The sequence below is a fragment of the Streptomyces alkaliterrae genome, from assembly GCF_007097205.2.
GTDB classification, from domain to species: Bacteria; Actinomycetota; Actinomycetes; order Streptomycetales; family Streptomycetaceae; genus Streptomyces; species Streptomyces alkaliterrae.
Window position 1 is genome coordinate 1 of the sequence record NZ_VJYK02000512.1, and the last position, 2,356, is coordinate 2,356.

At 75.6% G+C, this 2,356-nt stretch carries 2 protein-coding genes; both read left to right on the forward strand.

Features of this window, described 5'->3' with window-relative positions; genetic code table 11:
* The first annotated feature begins 151 nt into the window (after positions 1–151).
* On the forward strand, positions 152–1,228 hold the full coding sequence (locus FNX44_RS26230) for a FecCD family ABC transporter permease (protein WP_143651467.1): 1,077 nt from the start codon (positions 152–154) through the stop codon (positions 1,226–1,228).
* Entirely contained in the window at positions 1,225–2,298 is a 1,074-nt protein-coding gene (locus FNX44_RS26235) for a FecCD family ABC transporter permease (protein WP_407699186.1), read from the forward strand. Before FNX44_RS26230 ends, FNX44_RS26235 begins: the two co-directional genes overlap by 4 nt.
* Positions 2,299–2,356: the final 58 nt, after the last annotated feature.

A 2,356-nucleotide genomic window follows, 5' to 3' on the forward strand; every position in this document is an offset into this window, starting at 1 on the left:
GCCGGGTACGTGCGGCGAGGGGCTGCGGGCAGGGCGAGGCGGGCCCGGTGTACGGGCCGCCGCACCTCGTGGCAGTGAGGTTAGGCTAACCTACGTTCTCTGTGATGTCCGGGGGTGCGCCCCCGTCCCGCCCGCTCACCGGAAGTCAGCCGTGCTCCTTGCCAAAGCCCCGCCCGAGGAGGGGACTTCGCCGCGCGTCCGCCGTCGAGGCGCGTCGGCCGGCGAGCCGTCAGCCGGACGCCGGCACGCCCTGCGGGCGGCCGGTCTGCTCGCCGCGCTTGTCCTGCTCGCCCTCACCCTGGCCCTGAGCCTTGCCGTCGGGGCCCGCCCGTTGACACTCGCAGAGGTCTGGGCGGGGCTCGTCGACAGCGGCTCCCCGGCCCACACGGTGGTCAGCGAGATGCGGCTGCCGCGCACGTGGCTCGGGCTGCTCGCCGGGGCGGCACTCGGCCTCGCGGGTGGCCTGATGCAGGCCGTCACCCGCAACCCACTGGCGGACCCCGGGCTGCTCGGCGTCAACGCGGGGGCCTCCGCCGCCGTCGTCTCCGCGATGTCCTTCCTCGGCGTGGCCGGCTTCACCGGGTACGTGTGGTTCGCCTTCGCGGGCGCCGCCGCCGTCTCGGTGCTGGTGTACGCGGTCGGCGGGGGACGCGGCGCGACCCCGGCGCGCCTCGCGCTGGCCGGTACCGCGATCAACGCGGCGCTCGTCAGCTACGTCAACGCCGTGATGCTGCTGGACACCGCCGCGTTGGACCGCATGCGCTTCTGGGCCGTCGGGTCGCTCGCCGGAGCCGAGGCCGCGACCGTCGGCCAGTTGGCGCCGTTCGTGCTGGTCGGAGTGGTGCTCGCGCTCGGCCTCGGCAGGGCGCTGAACGCGATGCAGCTCGGCGAGGACTCGGCGCGGGCACTCGGCGCCCGCCCGGCCGCGGTGCGGGCCGCCGCGGTCGTCGCGGTCACCCTGCTGTGCGGGGCGGCCACGGCGGCCTGCGGACCGCTTGTCTTCGTCGGGTTGATCGTGCCGCATCTCGTGCGCTCCCTGACCGGGCCCGACCTGCGGTGGCAGCTGCCCTACTGCGCGGTGCTGGCGCCCGTGCTGCTGCTCGGCGCCGACGTCCTGGGACGGGTGCTGGCGCGGCCCGGCGAACTGCAGGTCGGGATCGTGACGGCGGTGCTCGGCGGACCGCTCTTCCTCTACTTCGTGCGACGGCGAAGGATGGTGCGCGCATGACGGCCGTCTCCGCGGAGCGGGCCCGGAAAGCTCCCGCCGGTATGGCGGTGCTGCGCCGGCGGGGGCTGTCGCTGCGCTTCCACCGCCGGTCGCTGCTGGTGAGCACCGGTCTGGCGCTGCTCACCGGCGCGCTGCTGGTCCTGCTCGTCGGCAGCGGCGAGTACCCGCTCTCCCCGGCCGAGGTGATCGAGGTGCTCGGCGGCGGCGGGCACGCCGCTGACGCCTTCGTCGTCAACGAGGTGCGCCTGCCGCGCGCGGTGACCGGACTGCTGGTGGGCGCCGCGCTGGGGCTGTCCGGTGCGGTCTTCCAGGCACTGGTCCGCAACCCGCTCGGCAGTCCCGACGTGCTCGGCTTCACCCAGGGCGCGGCGAGCGGTGCACTGGCCGCCATCGTGCTGGTCGGCGGCGGCAGTCTGGCGCTGGCGACCGGCGCGGTGCTCGGCGGCGTCCTCACCGGCGCGGTCATCTACCTGCTGGCCTGGCGTGGCGGCGCGCACGGCCAGCGGCTGGTCCTGGTGGGCATCGGCGTCGCCGCCGTCCTCACCGGCGTCAACGGCTATCTGCTCACCCGGGCCGACATGGCCGACGCCGGACGTGCCGTGCTGTGGCTGACGGGCAGTCTGGACGGCCGGGGCTGGGACAGCGCCCTGCCGCTGCTGGCCGTGCTGTGCGCGCTGCTGCCGCTTGTCGTTCTCGGCTGCGGAAGAGGCCTGCGGATGATGGAGCTGGGGGACGACGCGGCGTACGCGCTCGGCGTCCCGGTGGAGCGGGTACGGCTGGTGCTGCTGGCCGCGGCGGTGCTGCTGGCCGCGTTCGCGGCGGCCGCCGCGGGCCCGGTCGCCTTCGTCGCGCTCACCGCGCCGCAACTCGCCAGGCGTCTGACAAGGGCGAGCGGCCCGCAGTTGCTGCCGTCGCTGTGGACCGGCGCGGCGCTGCTGCTCGCCGCCGATTGGGTCGCCCAACGGGCATTCCCCGGCCATCTGCTGCCCGCGGGGGTGGTCACCGGACTGCTCGGCGGCGGTTACCTCGTCTGGCTGCTCGCCGGCGAACGCCGCGCCGGAAGGCTGTGACCCGTACCGAACCCCGAACCCCGAGCCGCGAGCCCCGAGCCGCGAGCCACCTCGAGCC

Bases quoted from the DNA above. Each gene is read 5' to 3' on its own strand.
- FNX44_RS26235 (WP_407699186.1), top strand. From the start codon at position 1,225: ATGACGGCCGTCTCCGCGGAGCGGGCCCGGAAAGCTCCCGCCGGTATG.